Consider the following 21,659-nt stretch of genomic DNA (forward strand, 5'->3'; position numbering starts at 1 on the left):
CGCATTAAAAAGCCGTCAGACACGGGCAGCGGTGATACCCATCGCTGCCTGTGTTGTTTCGACCGGATAGAACAGATGAAAAAGCTCTCAAACCTTTTCCAGAACAACCGCACCTGGTCCGACCGCATCCATGAGCAGGACCCGGCCTTTTTCCCGGCTTTGGCATCTCAGCAGGCCCCCGAATACCTGTGGATCGGCTGTTCCGACAGCCGTGTGCCGGCCAACGAGATTGTCGATCTGCTGCCGGGGGAACTGTTTGTCCACCGCAACGTATCCAATATTGTGGTCCATACCGACATGAACTGCCTGTCGGTCCTGCAATACGCGGTTGAGGTACTCAAGGTCAAACATGTCATGGTCGTGGGGCACTATGGCTGTGGTGGTGTACGAGCTGCGCTGGATCAGCGTTCTCATGGCCTGATCGACAACTGGCTCAGGAATATTCGGGATGTTTACAACAAGCACCGCGCGCTTGTTGGTCCCTGGAAGGATACGCCTGCCCAGGTGGACATGATGTGTGAGCTGAATGCGATCGAGCAGGCCCATAACGTCTGCAATACCACTATCGTTCAGGACGCCTGGGCGCGCGGTCAGGAGCTGAGCATTCATGGCTGGGTTTACAGCCTGAAGAACGGTCGTCTGACCGACCTGGAGTTTTGTGCCGGTACCCCGGATGAGGTGGAGCCTGAGCTGCAGCAGGCGATTGCGCGCATTGAGTCCATCCGCGCCTTCAGCTAGGTGACTCGGTTGCCGTTGGTTATACCCGGCCCCTCATCATAGAGGGGCTTTTGTTTCTCAGCCCAACAGCACTGTCAGGGCTGTCCCGCCAAGCAGCAGCAGAACAAAGAGCAGAGCCCCCAGAACCATCGGTTTCCAGCCGGCTGCGCGGATTGCGCTCAAACGGGTGGCAAAGCCCAGTGCGGCCATCGCCATTGCCAGGAAAAGCTGATCCAGCTGGTGCAGCAGCATCAGCAGGTTGTCGGGCAAGAGTTCAAGCGTGTTCACCAGCGGCAGCAGCATGAACACCAGCGCAAACCAGGGAATGGGCAGTCGCTGGGTGCCGGCTGCGGGCGTTTCCTCGCGGCCGAACAGCTGGCTCAGCAACAGCAGCACCGGTACCAGCAGCATGACTCGCATCAGCTTGGTCACGACGGCCGTATGGGCGGCTTCTTCTGGCAGGGTAGCCGCTATCGCCGTGACCTGAGCGACCTCATGCGTGGTGGCGCCGACCAGCCTTCCGAACGCGACGTCGCCGTTATCGAACAACGCCTGTACCCACGGCTGAGTGAACAGCCAGGGATACAGCACCATGGCAGCACTGCCGAACAGCACCACGGTGGCGATGGCAATGGGCACCGCCTGCTGGCGGGCACGAATGGTGGGGGCACTGGCCAGCACGGCAGCCGCACCACAGATGGCGCTGCCGGCACCAATCAACACGGCGGTACGGGCTTCCAGTTTGAGCCAGCGGATACCGACCCAGGCGGCTGTGGCCAGCGTGACGGCTACAACCACCAGGTCGATCAGCAGTGCGCTGAGCCCGGCTGCCTGCAGATCATCGAAGCTGATGCGCAGGCCATAGAGAATGATGCCGGCACGCAGCAGATAGTGGCGGCTGAAGTGAAGTCCCTGAGTGCTCAGCTGTTCCAGCCTGTTTCCGGCCAGATGACCCGCCAGTATCCCCAGCAGCATCGCCAGTGTCAGTGGGCCGGCCATGGCGATGCCGGGCAGTGGCATTTTCACCAGCAGCAGGGCGCCCAGACTCAACACCAGTGTCAGCGTCAGGCCGGGCAACAGATGAGGCAGATTGAATCGTGACAGCAGTGGCATCGGGCATCTCCTGTGAAGCAGGTGAGCACTCTAATGTCATTGTTTATAATTTAGAAACGGATTGATTTGGTATTATTTACCTGTTTTTTCGATATGGAGGTGACGATGCTTTCTCTGCGCCAACTTCAGGTTTTTCTCGCTGTCATTGAAACCGGTTCTACGATTCGTGCGGCAGAAGCGGTCTCCCTGTCGCAGTCGGCGGCCAGCAATGCCCTTTCGGAGCTGGAATCGCGTCTGGGCGAGCGGCTGTTTGACCGGGTGGGGAAGCGGCTGGTATTGAATGCCAGTGGGCGCGCATTGCAGCCGCGCGCCAGGGCGCTGCTGGTACAGGCACGGGATGCAGAAGCCCTGTTTCGTGACGGCGGCAACCAGCTGAAGGTAGGTGCCAGCACCACCATCGGTAATTACTTGCTGCCACGACTTCTGGGAGAGGCACGTGGCGAACTGCCTTGTGAGCGGGTAGAGATTGCGAATACCGACGACATCGCCGAGCGGATGCTCAGATTCGAGCTTGATCTTGGGCTTATCGAAGGACGTGCCCTGCATCCGGATCTGGTGATGACACCCTGGCGGCAGGATGAGATGGTGATTGTGGCAGCGCCTTCATTCAAGGGCCAGTCGCTGGCTCATCTGCCCTGGATCATGCGTGAGCCGGGGTCGGGTACCCGCAGCGTGGTCGAACAGGAACTCTTCGGTACGCTGGAGGGCGTGCAGCCGATTTTGGAGCTGGGCAGTTCGGAAGCGATTCACAATGCGGTGCGTGCAGGGCTGGGAGTCAGTTGCCTGTCCAGGCATGTGGTGCAGCAGTCGTTGCAAAGTGGCGAGTTGCAGGTGCTGGCGCCGGAACACAGTATCCGGCGTCAGCTGTACCTGCTGCGCCACCGGCAGCGGCCTGATACCGCTGCAGTGGCGCGCTTTCTGGCGTGTTGTCCGCCGGAAAGCTGACCCTTACTGGGCGCTTTTGGACAGGGCCTGTTCCAGGTCGGCGATCAGGTCGTCGACATGTTCGATGCCGATTGACAGACGCACCATCTCCGGTGAAACGCCGGCGGATTTCAGCTCTTCATCGTTGAGCTGACGGTGGGTGGTTTCTGCCGGGATGGACGCCAGAGACTTGCAGTCGCCGATATTCACCAAACGCAGGAAAATCTCCAGAGCATCGTAGAATCGGCGCGTACCTTCACGGCCTGACTTGAGGCCGAAGCTGAGGATGCCGGATGCCTTGCCGCCCATGTACTTCTGCGCCAGAGCGTGGTCCTTGTGGCTTTCCAGGCCGGCATAGTTGACCCAGGTAACCTCAGGGTGATTCTCCAGATATTCGGCGACCTTCTGCGTATTCTCACAGATGCGCTCCATGCGCAGCGACAGGGTTTCCAGTCCCTGCAGCAGCAGGAAAGCGTTCATCGGCGACAGAGCCGCGCCCATGTTGCGCAGCGGGACCACGCGTGCACGACCAATGAAAGCGGCCGGGCCGAAGGCTTCGGTGTATACCACGCCGTGGTAGGACACGTCGGGCTCATTGAGCAGCGGGAAGCGCTCTTTGTTGTCAGCCCAGGGGAAGTTGCCGGAATCGATGATCAGGCCGCCGATGGTCGTGCCGTGACCGCCGATGTATTTGGTGGCTGCGGTGACTATGATGTCAGCGCCCTGTTCGATCGGACGCCACAGTGACGGGCTGGGCACGGTGTTGTCGACCACCAGCGGCACACCATGACGATGAGCGATCTCGGCCAGCTTCTCGATATCGGCAATGCCACCGGAGGGGTTGCCCACGGATTCGCAGTAGATCGCCTTGGTGCGTGCATCAATCTTGGCTTCCAGAGCGGCAAAGTCATCTTTCTGCACAAAGCGCACTTCCAGCCCCTGGCGCGGGAGGGTGTGGGCGAACAGGTTGTAGGTGCCGCCGTACAGTTCGCTGGTGGAAATGATATTGTCCCCTGCCTCGGCCAGGGTCTGGATGGTATACGTGATGGCCGCCATGCCGGAGGCTACCGCCAGCGCGGCGACACCGCCCTCCATTGCCGCGACGCGCTTCTCCAACACATCCGTCGTCGGGTTCATGATGCGAGTGTAGATGTTGCCTGCCACCTTCAGGTCGAACAGGTCGGCACCGTGCTGGGCATCATCAAAGGTATAGGAAGTCGTCTGGTAGATCGGCACAGCCGCGGACTTGGTGGTCGGATCGGTTTCGTAACCGGCATGCAGGGCGAGTGTTTCCAGTTTCATTATTAGATTTTCCTTGTTGGCTAGATCGGCGCGGTCGTTCACAGGGGGCCGAGGCTGACCCGGACAGCTGCCGCTTGATACAATCGAGTTCTGCAAACAGACGCTCAGTGTAAACCCTAATCCTTCAGGAGGCACCCCGATGGCCAAAACCAAAACCGCCTTTGTCTGCAACGATTGCGGCGCTGATTACCGCAAGTGGCAGGGGCAGTGCAGTGCCTGCGGGGCGTGGAACACGATTACCGAGGTGCGGCTGGGCTCCGATGCCGGCGGCGTGCGCAGTGCGCGTTTTGATGGCTATGCCGGCGGGGCGGGTGCGCAGAAGAAGGTGGTCAGCCTCAGTGAAGTGGCGCTGGAGGAGATGCCGCGTTTCTCCAGCGGCAGCGCAGAGCTGGACCGTGTTCTGGGCGGTGGGCTGGTGCCTGGCTCGGCGGTGTTGATCGGCGGTCATCCGGGCGCGGGCAAGAGTACGCTGCTGCTGCAGACCATGTGTCACCTGGCCGGGCAGATGCCGGCACTGTATATCACCGGGGAGGAGTCATTACAGCAGGTTGCGATGAGGGCGGCACGATTGGGACTCAAGGCTGACCAGTTGCAGATGCTGTCGGAAACCGCGGTGGAAACCATCTGTGACCTGGCCAACGAGTTGCGGCCCAAGGTGATTGTGATCGACTCCATTCAGGTCATGCACGTGGCCGATGTGCAATCGGCGCCGGGGTCCGTCTCTCAGGTACGTGAAAGTGCGGCTTTCCTGACGCGCTTTGCCAAACAGACCGGTACGGTGCTGTTCCTCGTCGGTCATGTCACCAAGGATGGTTCCCTGGCCGGCCCCAAGGTGCTGGAGCACATGATCGACTGCTCACTGCAGCTGGAGGGATCATCCGACAGCCGTTTTCGTACCCTGCGCAGCCATAAGAACCGCTTTGGTGCCGTCAACGAACTGGGGGTGTTTGCGATGCTCGAGAACGGTCTCAAGGAGGTGAAGAATCCGAGTTCCATCTTCCTCAGTCGTGGCAGCGAACCCAGCCCCGGCAGTGTGGTGATGGTGGTCTGGGAAGGGACCCGGCCGCTGCTGGTGGAGTTGCAGGCGCTGGTGGATACCTCACATCTGTCCAACCCGCGCCGGGTAGCGGTGGGTCTGGAGCAGAACCGGCTGGCGATGCTGCTGGCGGTGCTGAACCGTCACGGCGGTCTGATGACCGGCGATCAGGATGTATTCGTCAATGTGGTGGGGGGCGTCAAGGTGCTGGAAACCAGTGCCGACCTGGCGCTCTTGCTGGCCGTTGTCTCAAGTTTTCGCAATCTGGCGCTGTCGCAGGAGCTGATGGTGTTTGGCGAGGTGGGGCTGTCGGGAGAGATTCGACCGGTGCCAAATGGTCAGGAGCGGATCCGCGAGGCATCAAAGCACGGTTTCAAACGCGCCATCGTACCGATCGCCAATGTCCCGCGTGAGCCCATGCCCGGCATGGAAGTGGTCGGTGTGAAGACCCTTTCCGAAGCACTGGACGCGATCTGAGTCAGCGCTGGCTTAACCCTCGAGGAGTTGTTCCAGCTCTCGCTCCAGCAGGGTCTCGTCACCGAGATTCAATTCGATCAGGCGACGCAGGTGCGTGATGCTGTCGATCTCGATGCCTTCGGCAACGAAACCGTACTGCGGAGGGGCCGCGTGCTTAAGGGTCGCCGGGATTTCGATCAGAATATCGTTGGCCAGATACAGGTGGAGTCGGGCGGTTTCGCCGACCTCGATGGGCAGCGGGCGCGGTGATTCGATCAGCGTGCCGCGCAGGGAGATATCGAGCAACTGGACTACCGCTGAGCCCTTGTCGCTGTGCAATTCGCATTCGGCATCAAAAGGGATGCGGGTAAAGCGGCGCCGTTCTAGATGATTGTTCACGCTCGGGCTCCTGAGGATCCAGTTTCTTTCGAATGGTATTACACCACAGATGGATTGTGGAGACTGAGTGCGCCAGATCAATAATGTTTGCAGGTTGTTGTCCTAATCTTGTCGGTTATAAAAATAATCTCAGGCAGGTTTCGGAATGTGGGACGTCATGACAGATTTGCTGGCAGCCGGGCGGCACTCGCGCTATTTCAATCATACCCGCAGTTATCATCTTTTTACCCGGGTGCGCATGATTGCCTGGCTGCTGATGGTACTGCAAAGTGCCTGGATTCTGATTGACTGGTGGCTGTTACCGGCTGATGTCAGTACCACTATCGCCTATGCCCGTCTTGCCTCCAGCTGTAGCTGTCTACTGCTGGGACTTTGGGCGTCTCAGCCCTACCGTCTTGAAGTGTCCCTGATCCGTCTGCTGTTGCTGGTCATGGTGCTGACGCTGTTCCAGACAGGAAGTACGCTGATTCTGGAGAATCAGGGCTATCAAACCAGTGTGGCCGGATATGCATTCTTCCCGTTCATGATCATCACCATGCTGGCGATCTTTCCACTGACCGTATTTGAGATACTGGGCTTTACACTGTTTGTCGTACTCGTCGAGCTGGTCACTCAGCTTTGGCTGAGCAGCTTTGGTCAGGTGACTGCCGTCAACGACCTCTGGTTGCTGGCGCTGTTGGGCTGCATTGCCGGCTGGGCCTCAGTCAATCAACTTAATCTGCTGCTGGTGCTGTACCGACAGGCGACACGCGACCCCTTGACCGGGCTGGCCAACCGTCGCCAGGTGATGGAGCAGTTGGATGAGGATATCAAGGATGCACACAGCCAGGGACGTCCGCTCGCCGTGATGATGTTCGATCTGGACAAGTTCAAGGGATTCAACGATCAGTATGGTCATGCGGCCGGGGATATTGTGTTGAAGCAGTTTGCACGCATTCTGCGCCAGCAGTCCAGGAGCAAGGATGAGCTGCCCGGTCGTTTCGGTGGTGAAGAGTTTCTGCTGATTCTGCCCGGAGTCGATGCCGATCAGGCTCGTGAGCGGGCAGAAGCCATCCGTGCCGCCTGTCATCAGACCAGTCTCCAGGTGCCAACCGGTGACGAAGTCAGCTTTACCACCAGTATCGGCATCGCCATGCTGCAGGGTGGGGAAGATCACTCAAGTCTGTTGCAGCGCGCTGATGAAGCGCTCTACTGCGCCAAGGATGGTGGCCGCGACCGCCATTGCATGGCGGAATTGGAGCAGGCTGCCTGATAGCCAAACGAAAAGGCCGCCCAGAGGCGGCCTTTATAATCAGCTCATGCGGCGGTACTTGATCCGCTCAGGCTGATGGTCCTTGCCGTAACGGCGCTTGTAGTCCTCGGCATACTCGGTGTAGTTGCCTTCGAAGAACTCCACATTGGAGTCGCCTTCATAGGCGATGATGTGAGTACAGATACGGTCGAGGAACCAGCGGTCGTGCGAGATCACCACAGCGGAACCCGGGAAGGCCAGCAGGGCTTCTTCCAGTGCGCGCAGCGTCTCGATGTCAAGGTCGTTGGTCGGTTCGTCGAGCAACAGGACATTGCCGCCTTCTTTCAGCAGCTTGGCCATGTGCAGACGGTTGCGCTCACCACCGGACAGGTCCTTGACGAACTTCTGCTGGTCGGAGCCCTTGAAGTTGAAACGTCCGCAGTAGGCTCGTGACGGCGTCTGGTAGTTGCCTACCGTGATGATGTCCTGACCGTCGGAAATCTCCTGGAACACGGTGTTGTTGCCGTTCAGTTCACGGGACTGGTTGACATAGGCCAGCTGTACCGTAGAACCGATCTCGATTTCGCCGGAATCAGGCTGCTCTTCGCCGGTCAGCATGCGGAACAGGGTAGATTTACCGGCACCGTTGGGACCGATGATACCGACGATGGCGCCCGGCGGGATAGAGAAGTTCAGGTTTTCGAACAGCAGCTTGTCGCCGTAGGACTTGGTGACGTTATGCAGCTCGATGACCTTATCGCCCAGACGCGGACCCGGTGGAATATAGATCTCCTGGGTTTCATTGCGCTGCTGGAATTCGCGTGAATTCATCTCCTCGAACGCTTTCAGTCGAGCCTTGGACTTGGTCTGACGGCCCTTGGCGCCCTGACGCACCCATTCCAGCTCGGCTTTCATCGCCTTGCGGTGAGCTGCTTCGGACTTGGCCTCCTGCTCCAGACGCGCTTCCTTCTGCTCCAGCCAGCTGGAGTAGTTGCCTTCCCAGGGAATGCCGTGGCCGCGGTCCAGTTCCAGAATCCAGCCGGCCGCGTTGTCGAGGAAATAACGGTCGTGGGTAATGGCCACGACGGTGCCGCTGTATTCCTGCAGGAAACGTTCGATCCAGGCGATGGATTCGGCATCCAGGTGGTTGGTCGGTTCGTCCAGCAGCAGCATGTCCGGGTGGTCCAGCAGCAGGCGGCAGAGCGCAACACGGCGGCGTTCACCACCGGACAGGTGTTCGACCTTGGCATCCCAGGGCGGGAGGCGCATGGCGTCGGCCGCGCGCTCCAATGCCTGATCCAGGTTGTGACCGTCCTTGGCGGTGATCAGGTTTTCCAGTTCAGCCTGTTTCTTGGCCAGAGCGTCGAAGTCGGCATCAGGGTCGGCGTAGGCTGCATAGACCTGATCCAGCTCGGCCAACGCATTTTTAACGTCGGAAACCGCTTCCTCGATTACTTCGCGTACAGTCTTGTTGTCATCCAGCTCCGGCTCCTGCGGCAGGTAGCCCACTTTCATGTTGGGCATGGGGCGCGCTTCGCCGGTGTAGTCCTTGTCAACGCCCGCCATGATGCGCAGCAGGGTGGATTTGCCGGCACCGTTCAGGCCAAGTACACCGATCTTGGCGCCGGGAAAGAACGACAGGGAGATATCCTTGAGGATTTCACGCTTGGGCGGTACCACCTTGCCCACGCGGTTCATCGTATAAACGTACTGAGCCATCAATATGCCTGTAGGTTTGGGGTTAAAAAACAGCCAGATTCTACCTGTCGACAGGCACGAAAGCCATTTGAGCCGGTGCAATGGCACGATTACTCGGTCCGGCCTACACTCATGACGACCGGCCTCTGTGCCGATTGGGTCTCTGATCAATAATCCAACCTGAATGGGGGCATTGAGATGAGTAAAAGTCTGACCCGTTTCAACAGCCTTTTTGATGATACCTTCCTTGATGATTTCTTCCGTCCCCTGGCAAGCCGTTCCAACGGCGACCGGGTTGCGGCAATTGATGTTCATGAAAGCGATAGCGCCTACAAAGTGAATGTCGATATGCCGGGCGTGAAGAAAGAGGATATCCACATCTCCCTCGATAACGGTGTGCTTACGGTCAAGGGGGAGACGCGTACTGAAAACAAGGAAGAAAAAGATGGCAAACTGATCCGTCAGGAACGTCATGTCGGCCAGTTCGTCCGCCAGCTGTCCGTGGGCAGTGATGTGGATGCCAAGGCGGTGAAAGCGGCCTTCGAAGATGGCGTGCTGGCGATCACTCTGCCCAAGAAGCCGGCCGAGCCGAAAGAAGGTGTGAAAATCAGTATCGACTGAGATGGTCATCATCAGATGTCTGCACGTTATGGCCCGTCGTGTTCCCTTGCCCAACGGAACACGACGGGCTGGTGCGTTGCGAATTGTCGGCTGATGAGCGTATGGAAGATGAATGCAGTGTCTTCAGGGCAATATCTGAAGGGGGTCTGCCATAAAATGAATCTTTTGCGTAATGGACTGACCCCTTTTCATGTGCCTTCCGTATGATTTTTAGACTATAATGCGCCTCTTTTTTAAGGCAGCTACAGGTCATACAGGTCAGTCCGTCACTACCTGCGCCAACTTTGCCGCTATTTTTGCAAATTCAGGGGACAGCAATGTTTAGCAAAGATATGTCTATTGCCAGTTATGATGCGGATCTGTGGTCTGCGATGCAGTCAGAAGCGACTCGTCAGGAAGAGCACATCGAACTGATCGCGTCCGAGAACTACACCAGCCCGCGTGTCATGGAAGCCCAGGGCTCCGTTCTGACCAACAAGTATGCCGAAGGCTACCCGCACAAGCGTTACTACGGTGGCTGCGAATACGTCGATGTGGTTGAAGAACTGGCGATCGAACGTGCGAAAGAACTGTTCGGCGCAACGTATGCGAACGTTCAGCCGCACTCCGGCTCCCAGGCTAACGCAGCCGTTTACATGGCGCTGTGCCAGCCGGGCGATACCGTTCTGGGCATGAGCCTGGCGCACGGTGGCCACTTGACCCACGGTGCGGCGGTATCCTTCTCCGGCCGTATCTACAATGCGGTACAGTACGGCCTGAACCCGGAAACCGGTGCCATCGACTACGACGAAGTTGAGCGTCTGGCCGTTGAGAACAAGCCGAAAATGATCGTGGCCGGTTTCTCTGCCTACTCTCAGATCGTTGATTGGGCACGTTTCCGCGAAATCGCCGACAAGGTTGGCGCCTACCTGTTCGTCGACATGGCGCACATCGCCGGTCTGGTCGCGGCAGGTGTATACCCGACTCCGCTGCCCTTCGCAGACGTAGTGACGACTACCACTCACAAGACACTGGGTGGTCCGCGTGGCGGCCTGATCCTGTCTGCCAATGCGGATGAAGAGCTGCAGAAGAAACTGAACTTCGCGGTATTCCCGGAATCTCAGGGCGGTCCGCTGATGCACGTGATCGCTGCCAAGGCTGTCTGCTTCAAGGAAGCGATGGAGCCGGAATGGAAAGAGTATCAGGCTCAGGTTGTCAAAAACGCCAAGGCAATGGCCAAGGTATTCCTGGATCGCGGCATCAATATCGTGTCTGGCGGTACTGAGGACCACCTGTTCCTGGTTGACCTGATCAACAAGGACATCACCGGTAAGGATGCGGACGCCGCCCTGGGTCGCGCCAACATCACCGTGAACAAGAACTCCGTACCGAACGATCCGCGTTCTCCGTTCGTGACCTCTGGTCTGCGTATCGGTACTCCGGCCGTGACCCGTCGCGGTTTCAAGGAAGAGGAAGTGGCTCAGCTGGCGAACTGGATCTGCGATATCCTCGACGATATCAACAATGAAGACACCATCGCTCGTGTGAAGGAACAGGTTAAGGAAATCTGTGCCCGCTTCCCGGTTTACAAGTAAGCCGGTAGAATAGCAGGGGCGGCTGCGGCCGCCCTTTTTTTATACCAGGGCATAGGCCCAGACATTCTCACCGGCAGGCTCCCATTCGGGAAACGCCTGTACGGCAAACGCTCTTTAAGCTGAGGCATGCATGCACTGTCCGTTTTGTGGCACCCATGAGACCAAAGTTGTCGACTCCCGGCTGGTCGCCGAAGGCCAGCAGATCCGGCGTCGGCGTGAGTGCATCAGCTGCCATGAGCGTTTTACCACTTACGAAACTGCCGAACTGCTCATGCCTCGCGTGATCAAGAATGACGGCAGCCGTCAGCCATTCGATGAAGACAAGCTGCGTGCCGGCATCCAGCGAGCGCTGGAAAAGCGCCCGGTCAGCATCGAGGAAATCGAAGCCTGCATTACCCGCATCAAGCAGCGCCTGCGTGCCACCGGTGAACGTGAAGTGCCTTCGCGTGAGGTGGGCGAAGCCGTGATGGCCGAATTGCGCAAGCTGGATGAGGTTGCCTACGTCCGTTTCGCCTCTGTTTACCGCAGCTTCCAGGATATCAGGGAGTTCCGCGAAGAGATTGAGCGGCTGTCCGACCCTGTGGCGAACAGCGGTGACGGGGAGTGATGCTGATATGAGCAGTGTCTTCAATGCCCAGGATCATCAATGGATGACCCGTGCCATTCAGCTGGCTCGTCAGGGACTTTATACCACCGATCCCAATCCGCGCGTCGGATGCGTGATCGTACGCGATGGCGAGAAGGTCGGTGAAGGTGCCCACCTCAAGGCAGGTGAACCCCATGCCGAGGTCCATGCCCTGCGCGCCGCGGGTGACAAGGCCAGGGGTGCGACCGCGTATGTCACTCTGGAGCCTTGCAGTCACCATGGTAAAACACCGCCCTGTGCCGAAGCCTTGGTCAAGGCGGGTGTCTCCCGTGTGATCTGTGCCATGCAGGATCCTAACCCGCTGGTGGCCGGTCGAGGGCTGGTGCGGTTGCAGGAAGCCGGAATCGAAACCGCTTCCGGACTGCTGGAATCCGAGGCGCGAGCGCTTAATCCCGGCTTCATCAGTCGTATGGAGAGGGGGCGCCCCTACACGAGACTGAAACTGGCCTCTAGTCTGGATGGTCGTACCGCCATGCAGAGCGGGGAGTCACAATGGATTACGGGGGCTGCCGCCCGGGCTGACGTGCAGCGCTTGCGGGCACGCAGCTCAGCCGTGCTAACCGGCGTGGACACGGTGCTGATCGACAATGCGTCGTTGACCGTAAGGGCTGCGGAGCTGGGACTGCCGCCTGAGCAGGCGGCACTGGCGGCAGAGCGTCAGCCGATGAGAGTGGTCGTTGACAGCCAGTTGCGTTTACCGGCTTCGACCGCCATGCTGAGCCTGCCGGGCAGTACGCTCGTCGCTACGACTCGGGCCGAAAACGAGCCGGCCGCCATCGCTCTCAGTGCTACCGGCGCGCGGGTGTTATCCTTGCCCTCGGCCGATGGCCGAGTGGATCTGGCGGCCCTGCTGCCCTGGCTGGCGGAACATGAGCAGTGCAACGAACTGCTGATCGAATGCGGTGCGACGCTGGCCGGTGCCGCCCTGCGGGCGGGGCTGGTCGACGAACTGGTGTTGTACATGGCGCCTACGCTATTGGGCAGCTCGGCTCGACCGCTGTTCAATTTGCCGCTGGATCAGATGGCACAGCAGTATCGTCTGCAATTAACCGATACGCGCCAGCTGGGTGATGACCTGCGTCTGACCCTGAGCTGTCGCGAGGAAACTGATTGATGTTTACCGGAATCATTGAAGCCGTTGGCAGCATTGCAGACATCCGCATGATTGGTGGAGACATGCGGCTTTATGTGCGTACCGGCGGTTTGGACCTGAGCGACGTCAAGCTCGGTGACAGCATTGCCACCAACGGCGTGTGCCTGACGGCGGTGGAACTGCCCGGCGACGGCTTCATCGCCGATGTGTCGCGGGAGACACTGGCCCATACCCGATTTGAGTCGCTTGCCATCGGTGAAGCGGTCAATCTGGAAAAGGCGATGCGGGCCGATACCCGTTTCGGCGGTCATATCGTCACTGGGCATGTTGACGCACTGGGTACCATTGTCGAGCGCAGCGAGGATGCCCGTTCAGTACGCTTGCAAGTACGCATGCCGGCATCGATCCAGCGCTACGTGGCTGCCAAGGGGTCGATCACCGTCGATGGCGTCAGCCTGACGGTCAATGCCCTTGAGTGTGACAGCTTTTTGCTGAATATAGTGCCCCATACGGCACAGGAAACCATTATCGATAGTTATACAGCCGGTCGTCAGGTGCATCTGGAAGTGGACATCATAGCCCGCTATCTGGAACGCCTGATGGGTGCAGCGCAGACTGACGAACCTGCTGACGGCGATGCCGGAGGGGTGACTCTGGCGTTGCTGGCTAACCACGGATTCATGCGTCGCTGAGGCGGCGGGAGAGGATTATGCAGCTGAACACCACCGAAGAACTGATCGAAGATATTCGCCAGGGCAAGATGGTCATCCTGATGGATGACGAAGACCGGGAAAACGAAGGTGATCTGGTGATCGCTGCCCAGTGCGTGCGTCCTGAAGATATCAACTTCATGATTACCCACGCCCGTGGTCTGGTCTGTCTGACCCTGACCCGCGAGCGTTGCGAGCAGCTCAAGCTGCCGCTGATGGTGCAGAGCAATGGCGCTGCCTTCTCCACCAACTTTACCCTGTCGATCGAAGCGGCCAAGGGCGTGACCACCGGTATTTCTGCGGCTGATCGTGCGGTCACCGTACATGCGGCGGTCAAGGCCGACGCCGTGCCTGAGGATATCGTTCAGCCGGGGCACATTTTCCCGTTGATGGCTCAGCCCGGTGGCGTCCTGAGTCGTGCGGGCCATACTGAAGCAGGTTGTGACATTGCGCGTATGGCCGGGTTCATGCCGTCATCGGTGATTGTCGAAATCATCAATGAAGACGGCAGCATGGCGCGCCGCCCGGACCTGGAGAAGTTCGCGGCCAAGCACGGACTGAAGATCGGCACCATCGCCGACCTGATCCACTACCGCACCATGAACGAGCATACCGTCGAGCGGACGGACGAAGGCATGTTGCCGACCGAGTTCGGCGATTTCCGCTATGTCAGCTACCGCGACGAGATTCAGAACTGCACCCATCTGGCACTGGTCAAGGGAGACATCACCCCGGACGAGTCTACGCTGGTGCGTGTGCACGTGCGTACTGAAGTGTTGCGTGACGTGGTCGGCGTCCGCCGCGGTCCGGAAGTGAAGTGGACCATGCGCCGTGCACTGGAGCGTGTGGCCGAGGAAGGCAAGGGTGTGGTACTGCTGATCGACAGCGGCCGCCGTGTCGATCTGGGTGAGGCGATTGATAGCTTGCTCAATGCCAGCCAGAAGCGTTCCAAGGTAAATGTCAGTGCCTCCGGTGCCTATTTGACCGTGGGTACAGGTTCCCAGATTCTGCGTGATCTGGGCGTGCGCAAGATGCGCCTGCTCAGCTCGCCGATGAAATTCAATGCGATCTCGGGTTTTGATCTCGAGATCGAAGAGTACATCCCCTACGAGGATTGATGGATTAGCTTATGACAGTACAAGTTTTTGAAGGCGACTTCGTCAGCGCCAACGGCAAATACGCCATCGTGGTCGGCCGCTTCAACGCGTTCGTGGTCGAGAGCCTGCTGGATGGTGCGATCGACACACTGACTCGTCATGGTGTGGCTGAAGAGAATATCCGCGTGATCCGTGTGCCGGGTGCGTTCGAAATCCCGCTGGCGGTCAAGCGCGTGGCCCAGCAGAAGCAGGACGATGCCATTATCGCTCTGGGTGCCGTGATTCGCGGTGGCACCCCGCATTTCGAATACGTCTCTGCCGAGAGCTCCAAGGGCGTGGCCCAGGTCTCCATGGATTACGACGTACCGGTGGCCAACGGCATCCTGACCGTGAACTCCATCGAACAAGCCATTGAACGCTCCGGAACCAAGGCTGGTAACAAGGGCGCCGAAGCCGCACTGTCTGCACTGGAAATGGTCAGCCTGCTGCGTCAGCTTGAGGTCTGAGCATGAGCGACACCACTCCGCGTAAGAAGGGCAAGCCCAACCTGACCGAGATGCGCCGCAATGCTCGCAGCTTCGCACTGCAGGCGTTGTATCAGTGGTCTCTGGCCGGTCAGAGTGCCAACGAGATCGAAGCCCAGTTCCGTGTCGATAACGATATGGGCAACACCGACACTCAGCTGTTCTCTGAACTGCTGCGCGGTGTGACCAGTGGCAGCCGTGATCTGGACGAGGCGTTTCGTCCGTTTCTGGATCGTCCGCTGGATGATCTGGACCCGGTGGAGCTGAGCGTACTGCGCATCGGTGCCTATGAGCTGATTCATCGCCTTCAGGTGCCCTATCGTGTGGCGATCAATGAAAGCGTGGAGCTGGCTAAAGTATTTGGCGCCACCGAGAGCCACAAGTACGTGAACGGTATTCTCGACAAGCTGGCCCAGCGGGTGCGTGCGGCCGAGATCCGCGAACGTCGCTCCGGCAACTGAGCGTTTTAGCAAACCATCGTGGGTGAGTTCGAGCTGATCCGCCGCTGTTTCATGCAGGCGAAGCAGGGGGCAGGCGTGATCACCGGTATCGGTGACGACTGCGCCGTGCTTCAGGTGCCTGCAGGACAGCAGCTGGTGGTGTCGATTGATACGCTGGTCGAAGGGACCCATTTTCTGCCCGGTACCCCACCTGCAGAGGTGGCTTATCGCCTGCTGGGTGCGGCTGTCAGCGATCTGGCCGCGGCGGCGGCAACACCGGCCTGGTTGACGCTGGCGCTGACTCTGCCCCGTGGCGATGCAGCCTGGCTGGAACCTTTTGCCGCCGCGTTGGCCGAGCGAGCCACTGAGCTGGGTATGAGCCTGGTTGGTGGTGATACCACCCGTGGTGCCACCCTGACGCTCAGTGCCCAGGTACATGGTCTGGTGCCTGAGGGGCAAGCGCTGTTGCGCAGCGGAGCCCGGGCAGGAGATCGCATTCTGGTATCGGGCACTCTGGGTGACAGTCGTGGCGGGCTGGAAACCTTATTGCATCCGCTGCCGGTCGATGCCGATGTGCGTTATCTGCAGCAGCGTTTCCACCGTCCCGAGCCCCGAGTGTCGCTTGCCCAGCGTCTGCGTAGCCGGGTTCATGCCGGTCTCGATATTTCCGATGGTCTCCTGGCCGATCTTAACCATATGCTGGAGGCATCGGGTGTTGGGGCCGAGGTACAGCAACAGCGTGTGCCTTGCTCGGCAGCCTTGCGCCGACTTTATCCACAACATGCATCCGAGTGGGCATTGTCCGGCGGCGAGGATTTCGAACTTTGCCTCAGCGTTGCGGCCGAACAGGTAAGAGGCTGTGTCGCGGCAGCGGAGCGTCTGGGTATTCGGCTGACCGAGGTGGGCTGTATCACCGCTGAGCCGGGGCTGCGTGTGCTGGACGAGTTCGGGCAGCCGGTCGAGGGGCTGGCGCAGGGGTATGATCATTTCAAGGAGTCTTCATGAACAAGGCACCGGCTTCGGTCTGGCGTAACCCCGTTCATTTTCTGGCCTTCGGGCTGGGCAGTGGTGCCGCGCCCAAGGCGCCGGGCACTTTTGGCACCTTGGCGGCGGTGCCGCTCTGGTATCTGATGGCTCAGACCAGTCTGCCGGTCTATCTGGGATTGACGCTGGTCGCCTTTGTGATCGGGATATGGCTTTGCGGTCGTACATCACGCGATCTGGGCGTTCATGATCATGGCGGGATCGTCTGGGACGAGTTCGTCGGCTACTGGATCACCATGATCGCGGTGCCGGTGGACTGGATCTGGGCGTTGCTCGGCTTTATCCTGTTCCGCCTGTTCGATATCTGGAAGCCCTGGCCGATCCGACCGATTGATCGTCGTGTTCATGGTGGCCTGGGAATCATGCTTGATGATGTGCTGGCCGGTGTTTTTGCCGCGCTGGTGCTTCAGGGGCTGCTCTTGTTCTGGGGCTGAGTCTGCGTCGCCCCCGTGAAACGTATAGTGACAGAGGAAACAACCAAGGTGTCAGTACAGTATGTAGCCGATTCGCGGCTGCCGACCCCCTGGGGGGTCTTTACCATGGTGGGTTTTGAAGATCCCGCTACCGGCAAGGAGCATGTCGCGCTGGTGTTCGGCGAAGTGGCCGGTGATGAACCGGTACTGGCCCGTATCCATTCAGAATGTCTGACCGGCGATGCGCTGTTCAGCCTGCGTTGTGACTGTGGCTTTCAGCTGCAGGAAGCACTGAAGCGCATTGCGGAAGAGGGCAAGGGCGTGCTGCTTTATCTGCGTCAGGAAGGACGTGGCATCGGCCTGCTGAACAAGATCAAGGCGTACCACCTGCAGGATGGTGGAGCCGATACGGTTGAAGCCAATGAACGCCTGGGGTTCGCCGCCGACATGCGTGACTACAGCATGTGTGAACCGATGCTTGAGCATCTGGGGATCAAGGCGGTCAAGTTGATGACCAACAATCCGCGCAAGGTGGCGGCACTGGAGAAGTACGGTGTCAACGTGGCCGAGCGCGTACCGCTGCAGGTTGGCAAGAACCGCCACAATGAAAACTATCTGCAGACCAAGATGGGCAAGCTGGGTCACATGATGACCGAGCACCATTTCAAGGACGAATAACGCGCTGCGGTAAGCCTGTCGACCCGCTGGTATCAGTGCAGCGGTCGCAGGCCTTACAGCCTTCAGGCGGTCAATGTCCCAGACGCTGATGGATCAAGGCTTCGATACCGCCAGCATCCAGTCCGCACTCGATCAGCTGTTCTTCTCGTGTCGCATGGGCAATCCAGCGATCCGGAATGCCAAGCATCAGCAGCGGTGTGGTTAAACCGGCCTGTTGCAGAAACTCTGCCACGGCTGATCCAGCACCGCCCTGCACGGCATGATCCTCGATACTGACCAGCAGTTCATGACTCGCCGCCAATGCTTCCAGTCTTTTTGAATCAAGCGGTTTGACGAAACGCATATCCACCAGCGTGTAGTCATTCGCCTCGGCCACCTGTTGGGCGCTGTTCAGCAAGGGGCCAAAATTGAGCAGCGCAACCTTACTGCCCTCGCGCAAGGTGCGGCTCTTGCCCAGTTGCAGTGAGTCAATGGCAGTTGCCTGAGGCAGGGCTGCGGCGCCTCGGGGATAACGCACGGCGGCAGGGCCTTTATGCTGGTAACCCAACGTCAGCATGGTCATGAGGTCGGCCTCATCCGCCGGTGTCATCAGTACCATGTCGGGCAGGCAGCGCAGGAACGCCAGGTCAAAGCATCCGGCATGGGTGGCGCCGTCTTCGCCCACCAGGCCCGCCCGGTCCACGGCCAGCAGAACATCCAGTTGCTGGGTCGCGATATCGTGGATGACCTGATCATAGGCGCGTTGCAAAAAGGTGGAATAGATTGCCAGTACCGGCTTCATGCCGCGGCAGGCAAAGCCGGCCGCCAGAGTGGCGGCATGCTGCTCGGCGATGGCGACGTCGAAATAGCGCTCCGGAAACTGCCGGGAGAAGGCCACCAGGTCTGAGCCTTCGCGCATGGCCGGTGTGATACCGACGAGGCGGTTATCCACAGAGGCGGTTTCACACAGCCAGCGACCAAACACATTACAGTACTTGGGGCGCTTGGGGGTGGCTGAGGTAGAGGCTTTCGCCGGTGGTTCCAGTTTGGTCAGTGCATGGTAGCCCACCGGGTCCGCTTCTGCAGGTGCAAAGCCCTTGCCCTTGCGGGTTACGACATGCAGCAGCCTGGGGCCGTTTTGAGCCAGCGCCTGTTCCAGCGCGGGCAGCAGCAAACTGAAGTTATGGCCATCCACGGGGCCGGTATAGCTGAGTTCCAGCGCCTTGAACAGTTCGGCAGTTACCGGGCTATCGGTCTTTTGCTTCAAATTGCGCGCCAAGTAACTGGCAAGTCCCCCCTCGTTGCGCGAAATCGACATGTCATTGTCATTGAGGATCACCAGCAGATTGGCGCCGGTGTGGGCGGCGTGATGCAACGCCTCGAAGGCCATGCCGGCGGTCATGGCACCATCGCCGATGACGGCAACCGTGTGGCGGTCATGTCCCTGCAGGCGCTGGGCCAGCGCCATGCCAAGTGCTGCGGATATGGAGGTACTGGAATGGCCGGTACCGAAGGTATCGAAAGGGCTCTCGCTGCGCTTGGGGAAGGGGGACAGGCCACCCTTCTGACGCATGCTCAGCATCTGCTCCCGACGACCCGTCAGTATCTTGTGTGGATAACTTTGATGACCCACGTCCCAGATCAGATCCTCATCGGGTGTCTGTAACAGGTAATGCAGGGCGATGGTGAGTTCCACCACGCCCAGCCCGGCGCCAAAATGGCCACCGGTCTGTCCAACCGAATAGAGCAGGAAGGCTCTCAGTTCACGCGCGAGCTGGGGGAATTGTGACCGGGACAGCCGGCGCAGGGCTGCGGGTGAATCAATCTGGTCCAGCAGCGGTGTGATCGGTCGGGTAGTCGGAATCTGGTTGAACATCATCAATGATCGCGGTTTACGATGTAATCGGTCAGTGCGATCAGGTCGTTGGCGTCCGGCCCGAAACCGCGCAGTATGGTGACAGCCTCTTCATGCAACTGGTGCAGGCGCTCCCGTGCACCCTCCAGGCCCAGGAGGGCCGGGTAGGTCGGCTTGTTCTGGGCCAGATCAGAACCCTGTGGCTTACCCAGAGTGGCGGTATCACCTTCGATATCGAGCAGGTCGTCCTGAATCTGGAAGGCCAGTCCGATCAGGTCGCCATAACGGCGCAACAGCTCCAGCTTGTCTTCGCCCGGAGCGCAAGCGGAGAGCGCGCCCAGTTCGACAGCGGCGGTGATCAGGGCGCCGGTCTTGTGGGCATGCATCGCCTGCAGCTGTTCCAGCGCCAACGGCTTGTCCACATGTGACAGGTCAAATGCCTGACCGGCAACCATGCCGCGCTCGCCGCTGGCACGGGCCAGCACGTTGAGCATGCGCAGCTGCAATGCGGCAGATACGCCTTCACAAGGCTCACTGAGGTGTTCGAATGCCAGGCACTGAAGCGCGTCACCGGCAAGGATGGCGCTGGCCTCGTCAAAGGCGATATGGCAGGTCGGCTGTCCCCTGCGCAGATCATCGTCATCCATGGCGGGCAGGTCGTCATGCACCAGCGAGTAGCTGTGCACGCACTCAATGGCGACCGCTGCCCGGTCGGTGAGAATGTGGGGCCCTTCTCCGCTGCAGAGCTTGTGACTCAGATACACCAGTGCCGGGCGAAGACGCTTGCCACCATTCAACAGGCCATGGCGCATGGTCTGCTGCAGTCGGGGTTCCAGAGCCTGTTCGGTCGTTACCAGACGGTCCAGTTGCTGCTCGACCCGCTGACGATACTGTTGCAACAGCTGTGCGAGATCACTCATATCAAGAGTCTACCTGTTCCGGGAAGTCGCTGGCATGGATTTCGCCGTCCTGCTCGGTCAGCAGCTGAACTTTCTGCTCGGCCTGCTGCAGTATGGTCTGACAGTCACGAGTCAGCCGTATACCCTGCTCAAACGCCTTCAGCGCTTCTTCGATGGGCAGGTCGCCCTGCTCAAGCTGTTCAACCAGTCCTTCCAGTTGTTGCAGGGACTGTTCAAAGTCGGGAGTCTTGGATTTGGATGCCATGGCGGTTTACTGTCCTCTATAGGCCGCTCACGTTAACCAACCCAGTGAGGGGGGTCAATCCGCAGTGGGAAAAAGCCGGTAAATGGGGTGAACACCTGTTCCATTCTGGTATCATCGTTACTGGCGAAACTACCGGTTTTGCACGCGTTTTCGGTCGGAAATATCTATTCAGGAGCGATCAGTGGATCTGGCTACCCTCGTAGGCCTTATCGGGGCCTTTGGCATCATCATCGCGGCTATGGTGCTCGGCGGCGATATCGGCATTTTCGTGAACCCGCCCTCTATTCTGATCGTTCTTGGCGGGACACTGCTGGTCGTGTTAATGAAATTCACGCTTGCCCAGTTCCTTGCCGCCGGCAAAGTGATGGTCAAGGCGTTCATGTTCAAGTCTCTTAACCCTGAAGACATCATCGCTGAAACCGTTGATCTGGCGGATGCCGCACGCAAGGGCGGGCTGCTGTCGCTGGAGGACAAGCAAGTGTCATCTGACTTCATGCAGCGGGGCATTCAGCTGCTGGTGGATGGCCATGACCCAGAAGTGGTCAAGCAACTGCTGAAAAAGGAAGCGGGCCTGACCTACGACCGTCATGACTTTGGGACCAAGATTTTCAAGGCGATGGGGGATGTTGCCCCGGCGATGGGCATGATCGGTACGCTGGTGGGTCTGGTACAGATGCTGTCCAACATGTCTGATCCCAAATCCATCGGTCCCGCGATGGCGGTGGCCCTGTTGACCACGCTGTACGGTGCCATGATTGCCAACATGTTTGCGCTGCCGATTGCGGACAAGCTGGAAGTGCGCCGTGACGAAGAAGCGCTTAACCAGGCACTGGTGATTGATGGGCTGCTGGCGATTCAGGCAGGCCAGAACCCACGTGTAATCGACCAGATGCTGCGCAGCTACCTGCCCGAAGGTAAACGTGCCGTTGCCGAAAGCTGAGGGAT

The 21,659-nt window shown here is 59.2% G+C and carries 23 protein-coding genes; 16 read left to right on the plus strand and 7 right to left on the minus strand.

The genetic code is table 11. The annotated features are described in order from the left end of the window. The first annotated feature begins 75 nt into the window (after positions 1–75). Complete coding sequence (gene can, locus LN244_RS01605) at positions 76–738, plus strand: carbonate dehydratase (protein ID WP_239041120.1); 663 nt, start codon at positions 76–78, stop codon at positions 736–738. 57 nt (positions 739–795) lie between these two features. On the opposite strand, the gene LN244_RS01610 is transcribed toward can, so the two are convergent. Further along, positions 796–1,830 (minus strand): YeiH family protein, encoded by a 1,035-nt coding sequence (locus tag LN244_RS01610; protein ID WP_239041121.1) that lies wholly within the window; start codon positions 1,828–1,830, stop codon positions 796–798. Positions 1,831–1,935: 105 nt separating this feature from the next. On the opposite strand from LN244_RS01610, the gene LN244_RS01615 reads away from it, so the two are divergent. Further along, the gene (locus LN244_RS01615; protein ID WP_239041122.1) at positions 1,936–2,775 is read left to right on the plus strand and encodes a LysR family transcriptional regulator; all 840 of its coding nucleotides are present in this window, start codon (positions 1,936–1,938) and stop codon (positions 2,773–2,775) included. A 3-nt stretch (positions 2,776–2,778) separates the two neighbouring features. Here the strand turns inward: LN244_RS01615 and LN244_RS01620 are convergent, their stop codons facing one another. After that, entirely contained in the window at positions 2,779–4,056 is a 1,278-nt protein-coding gene (locus LN244_RS01620) for an O-acetylhomoserine aminocarboxypropyltransferase/cysteine synthase family protein (RefSeq protein ID WP_239041123.1), read from the minus strand. A 139-nt stretch (positions 4,057–4,195) separates the two neighbouring features. Here LN244_RS01620 and radA point away from each other — a divergent pair, with 139 nt between their 5' ends. Beyond that, positions 4,196–5,569: a DNA repair protein RadA gene (gene radA, locus LN244_RS01625; RefSeq protein WP_239041124.1), complete on the plus strand. Its 1,374-nt coding sequence runs from the start codon at positions 4,196–4,198 to the stop codon at positions 5,567–5,569. A gap of 12 nt (positions 5,570–5,581) precedes the next feature. Here the strand turns inward: radA and LN244_RS01630 are convergent, their stop codons facing one another. Then, entirely contained in the window at positions 5,582–5,947 is a 366-nt protein-coding gene (locus LN244_RS01630) for a PilZ domain-containing protein (protein WP_239041125.1), read from the minus strand. Positions 5,948–6,104: 157 nt separating this feature from the next. On the opposite strand from LN244_RS01630, the gene LN244_RS01635 reads away from it, so the two are divergent. Then, positions 6,105–7,199, plus strand: coding sequence for a GGDEF domain-containing protein (locus LN244_RS01635; protein WP_239041126.1), 1,095 nt, complete (start codon positions 6,105–6,107; stop codon positions 7,197–7,199). Between the two features lie 39 nt (positions 7,200–7,238). Here the strand turns inward: LN244_RS01635 and ettA are convergent, their stop codons facing one another. After that, positions 7,239–8,897, minus strand: a complete 1,659-nt coding sequence (ettA, locus tag LN244_RS01640) for an energy-dependent translational throttle protein EttA (RefSeq protein WP_239041127.1) — start codon at positions 8,895–8,897, stop codon at positions 7,239–7,241. Between the two features lie 177 nt (positions 8,898–9,074). On the opposite strand from ettA, the gene LN244_RS01645 reads away from it, so the two are divergent. From LN244_RS01645 to ribA, 11 genes are all read left to right on the plus strand, one after another. After that, positions 9,075–9,497, plus strand: coding sequence for an Hsp20/alpha crystallin family protein (locus LN244_RS01645; protein WP_239041128.1), 423 nt, complete (start codon positions 9,075–9,077; stop codon positions 9,495–9,497). 317 nt (positions 9,498–9,814) lie between these two features. Then, positions 9,815–11,071 carry a serine hydroxymethyltransferase gene (gene glyA / locus LN244_RS01650; protein ID WP_239041129.1) on the plus strand — a complete coding sequence of 419 codons (1,257 nt, stop codon included), beginning with the start codon at positions 9,815–9,817 and terminating at the stop codon, positions 11,069–11,071. A 130-nt stretch (positions 11,072–11,201) separates the two neighbouring features. Then, the gene (nrdR, locus tag LN244_RS01655) at positions 11,202–11,678 is read left to right on the plus strand and encodes a transcriptional regulator NrdR (protein WP_239041130.1); all 477 of its coding nucleotides are present in this window, start codon (positions 11,202–11,204) and stop codon (positions 11,676–11,678) included. Positions 11,679–11,685: 7 nt separating this feature from the next. Further along, complete coding sequence (gene ribD, locus LN244_RS01660) at positions 11,686–12,831, plus strand: bifunctional diaminohydroxyphosphoribosylaminopyrimidine deaminase/5-amino-6-(5-phosphoribosylamino)uracil reductase RibD (protein ID WP_239041131.1); 1,146 nt, start codon at positions 11,686–11,688, stop codon at positions 12,829–12,831. Beyond that, on the plus strand, positions 12,831–13,502 hold the full coding sequence (locus LN244_RS01665) for a riboflavin synthase (RefSeq protein ID WP_239041132.1): 672 nt from the start codon (positions 12,831–12,833) through the stop codon (positions 13,500–13,502). Before ribD ends, LN244_RS01665 begins: the two co-directional genes overlap by 1 nt. 17 nt (positions 13,503–13,519) lie before the next feature. Beyond that, entirely contained in the window at positions 13,520–14,638 is a 1,119-nt protein-coding gene (gene ribBA, locus LN244_RS01670) for a bifunctional 3,4-dihydroxy-2-butanone-4-phosphate synthase/GTP cyclohydrolase II (RefSeq protein WP_239041133.1), read from the plus strand. 11 nt (positions 14,639–14,649) lie between these two features. Next, the gene (gene ribH, locus LN244_RS01675; protein WP_239041134.1) at positions 14,650–15,123 is read left to right on the plus strand and encodes a 6,7-dimethyl-8-ribityllumazine synthase; all 474 of its coding nucleotides are present in this window, start codon (positions 14,650–14,652) and stop codon (positions 15,121–15,123) included. A 2-nt stretch (positions 15,124–15,125) separates the two neighbouring features. Continuing rightward, complete coding sequence (gene nusB, locus LN244_RS01680) at positions 15,126–15,602, plus strand: transcription antitermination factor NusB (protein WP_239041135.1); 477 nt, start codon at positions 15,126–15,128, stop codon at positions 15,600–15,602. Between the two features lie 18 nt (positions 15,603–15,620). Beyond that, positions 15,621–16,586 carry a thiamine-phosphate kinase gene (gene thiL, locus LN244_RS01685; protein WP_239041136.1) on the plus strand — a complete coding sequence of 322 codons (966 nt, stop codon included), beginning with the start codon at positions 15,621–15,623 and terminating at the stop codon, positions 16,584–16,586. After that, the gene (locus LN244_RS01690) at positions 16,583–17,059 is read left to right on the plus strand and encodes a phosphatidylglycerophosphatase A family protein (protein WP_239041137.1); all 477 of its coding nucleotides are present in this window, start codon (positions 16,583–16,585) and stop codon (positions 17,057–17,059) included. The genes thiL and LN244_RS01690 overlap by 4 nt, the downstream gene beginning before the upstream one ends. Before the next feature lie 48 nt (positions 17,060–17,107). Next, positions 17,108–17,716, plus strand: coding sequence for a GTP cyclohydrolase II (ribA, locus tag LN244_RS01695; RefSeq protein ID WP_239041138.1), 609 nt, complete (start codon positions 17,108–17,110; stop codon positions 17,714–17,716). Positions 17,717–17,786: 70 nt separating this feature from the next. On the opposite strand, the gene dxs is transcribed toward ribA, so the two are convergent. From dxs to LN244_RS01710, 3 genes are read right to left on the minus strand one after another with little or no spacing between them, the layout of a single operon-like run. After that, a complete protein-coding gene (dxs, locus tag LN244_RS01700) occupies positions 17,787–19,571 on the minus strand; it encodes a 1-deoxy-D-xylulose-5-phosphate synthase (protein ID WP_239042350.1) in 1,785 nt (594 codons plus the stop codon). Between the two features lie 2 nt (positions 19,572–19,573). After that, positions 19,574–20,470: a polyprenyl synthetase family protein gene (locus LN244_RS01705; RefSeq protein WP_239041139.1), complete on the minus strand. Its 897-nt coding sequence runs from the start codon at positions 20,468–20,470 to the stop codon at positions 19,574–19,576. 1 nt (position 20,471) lies between these two features. Then, positions 20,472–20,714 (minus strand): exodeoxyribonuclease VII small subunit, encoded by a 243-nt coding sequence (locus tag LN244_RS01710; protein ID WP_239041140.1) that lies wholly within the window; start codon positions 20,712–20,714, stop codon positions 20,472–20,474. 181 nt (positions 20,715–20,895) lie between these two features. On the opposite strand from LN244_RS01710, the gene pomA reads away from it, so the two are divergent. Continuing rightward, entirely contained in the window at positions 20,896–21,654 is a 759-nt protein-coding gene (gene pomA / locus LN244_RS01715; RefSeq protein ID WP_239041141.1) for a flagellar motor protein PomA, read from the plus strand. The last annotated feature ends 5 nt before the right edge of the window (positions 21,655–21,659 follow it).

The organism is Marinobacterium sediminicola, from assembly GCF_022343685.1.
GTDB classification, from domain to species: Bacteria; Pseudomonadota; Gammaproteobacteria; order Pseudomonadales; family Balneatricaceae; genus Marinobacterium; species Marinobacterium sediminicola.

Excerpts from the sequence above, each read along its gene's own strand:
- can (WP_239041120.1), top strand. The coding sequence starts at position 76 with ATGAAAAAGCTCTCAAACCTTTTCCAGAACAACCGCACCTGGTCCGAC.
- LN244_RS01610 (WP_239041121.1), bottom strand. The coding sequence starts at position 1,830 with ATGCCACTGCTGTCACGATTCAATCTGCCTCATCTGTTGCCCGGCCTG.
- LN244_RS01615 (WP_239041122.1), top strand. The coding sequence starts at position 1,936 with ATGCTTTCTCTGCGCCAACTTCAGGTTTTTCTCGCTGTCATTGAAACC.
- LN244_RS01620 (WP_239041123.1), bottom strand. The coding sequence starts at position 4,056 with ATGAAACTGGAAACACTCGCCCTGCATGCCGGTTACGAAACCGATCCG.
- radA (WP_239041124.1), top strand. The coding sequence starts at position 4,196 with ATGGCCAAAACCAAAACCGCCTTTGTCTGCAACGATTGCGGCGCTGAT.
- LN244_RS01635 (WP_239041126.1), top strand. The coding sequence starts at position 6,105 with ATGACAGATTTGCTGGCAGCCGGGCGGCACTCGCGCTATTTCAATCAT.
- ettA (WP_239041127.1), bottom strand. The coding sequence starts at position 8,897 with ATGGCTCAGTACGTTTATACGATGAACCGCGTGGGCAAGGTGGTACCG.
- LN244_RS01645 (WP_239041128.1), top strand. The coding sequence starts at position 9,075 with ATGAGTAAAAGTCTGACCCGTTTCAACAGCCTTTTTGATGATACCTTC.
- glyA (WP_239041129.1), top strand. The coding sequence starts at position 9,815 with ATGTTTAGCAAAGATATGTCTATTGCCAGTTATGATGCGGATCTGTGG.
- nrdR (WP_239041130.1), top strand. The coding sequence starts at position 11,202 with ATGCACTGTCCGTTTTGTGGCACCCATGAGACCAAAGTTGTCGACTCC.
- ribD (WP_239041131.1), top strand. The coding sequence starts at position 11,686 with ATGAGCAGTGTCTTCAATGCCCAGGATCATCAATGGATGACCCGTGCC.
- LN244_RS01665 (WP_239041132.1), top strand. The coding sequence starts at position 12,831 with ATGTTTACCGGAATCATTGAAGCCGTTGGCAGCATTGCAGACATCCGC.
- ribBA (WP_239041133.1), top strand. The coding sequence starts at position 13,520 with ATGCAGCTGAACACCACCGAAGAACTGATCGAAGATATTCGCCAGGGC.
- ribH (WP_239041134.1), top strand. The coding sequence starts at position 14,650 with ATGACAGTACAAGTTTTTGAAGGCGACTTCGTCAGCGCCAACGGCAAA.
- nusB (WP_239041135.1), top strand. The coding sequence starts at position 15,126 with ATGAGCGACACCACTCCGCGTAAGAAGGGCAAGCCCAACCTGACCGAG.
- LN244_RS01690 (WP_239041137.1), top strand. The coding sequence starts at position 16,583 with ATGAACAAGGCACCGGCTTCGGTCTGGCGTAACCCCGTTCATTTTCTG.
- dxs (WP_239042350.1), bottom strand. The coding sequence starts at position 19,571 with ATGTTCAACCAGATTCCGACTACCCGACCGATCACACCGCTGCTGGAC.
- LN244_RS01705 (WP_239041139.1), bottom strand. The coding sequence starts at position 20,470 with ATGAGTGATCTCGCACAGCTGTTGCAACAGTATCGTCAGCGGGTCGAG.
- LN244_RS01710 (WP_239041140.1), bottom strand. The coding sequence starts at position 20,714 with ATGGCATCCAAATCCAAGACTCCCGACTTTGAACAGTCCCTGCAACAA.